The organism is Roseicyclus sp. (genome assembly GCF_052168335.1).
Classification (GTDB): domain Bacteria; phylum Pseudomonadota; class Alphaproteobacteria; order Rhodobacterales; family Rhodobacteraceae; genus Roseibacterium.
In genome coordinates, this window is record NZ_JBQLZP010000075.1 from 1 (window position 1) to 1,117 (window position 1,117).

1 protein-coding gene and 1 pseudogene are annotated in these 1,117 nt (G+C 68.9%); both read left to right on the plus strand.

The features are described from left to right. Positions 1-383 (plus strand): annotated as a pseudogene (locus tag ACTS11_RS02500) (MFS transporter); the annotation flags it as partial. 105 nt (positions 384-488) lie between these two features. Next, positions 489-1,117: aspartate-semialdehyde dehydrogenase (locus ACTS11_RS02505; protein WP_442638773.1), on the plus strand; the 629-nt coding region annotated here is incomplete at its 3' end.

Genomic DNA, 1,117 nt, shown 5'->3' on the forward strand with positions numbered 1-1,117 from the left:
GCAGCCGGAAGGGGCCGATCCTTGCCGGAAACCTCGGGGTCGCAGCGCTCCTCCTCCTGTTCTGGGCCGCGCCGCCCGCGGGCCTGGGCGGGGCCATCGCGCTCTTCGCGCTCATCGGGCTTCTGGGGGCGTCCTATCCCATCGTCATCTCGCACGGGCGCGCCTTCCTGCCGCCGCACCTGACGGGGCGGGGCGTGACGCTGTTGAACCTCTTCGGCATGGGCGGGGCGGGCGTGATGCAGTTCGCCTCCGGCCCGACCTTCGCCGCGCTGGCCGAGGGCCGCACTCGGGCCGAGGCCTACGGGCCGCTCTTCGCGCTCCTCGCGCTGGTCATCCTGGCCGGGATGACGGCCTATGCCTTCGCGCGCGACCGCACCGACTGACCGGCAGCAAGGCCACAGGCCCGCCCGCCGCGACCGCATGCCCCTTTCCCCGGCGGCATCGCTCCTGTAAGCGCCGCCCCATCCTTCACTCCTGGGAAAGAGATCATGGGATACCGAGTCGTCGTCGCCGGCGCCACGGGCAACGTGGGCCGTGAAATGCTGAACATCCTCGCCGAGCGCGAGTTCCCCGTGGACGCGATCGCCGCGCTGGCGAGCCGCCGCTCGCTCGGGACCGAGTGCAGCTTCGGCGACAAGACCGTCAAGACCCAGGACCTCGACACCTTCGACTTCACCGGCTGGGACATCGCGCTCTTCGCCATCGGGTCGGAAGCGACGGCGAAATACGCGCCCAAGGCCGCCAAGGCCGGGTGCATCGTGATCGACAACTCCTCGCTCTACCGCTACGACCCGGAGGTTCCGCTGGTCGTGCCCGAGGTGAACCCCGAGGCCGTCGAGGGCTATGCGAAGAAGAACATCATCGCGAATCCCAACTGCTCGACCGCGCAGATGGTCGTGGCGCTGAAGCCGCTGCACGACCGCGCGCGGATCAAGCGCGTCGTCGTCTCGACCTACCAGTCCGTCTCGGGCGCCGGGAAGGACGCGATGGACGAGCTGTGGGACCAGACCAAGGGCATGTACGTGCCCGGACAGGAGCGCGAGCCCGCGAAGTTCACCAAGCAGATCGCCTTCAACGTCATTCCGCACATCGACAAGTTCATGGAGGACGGGTCGAC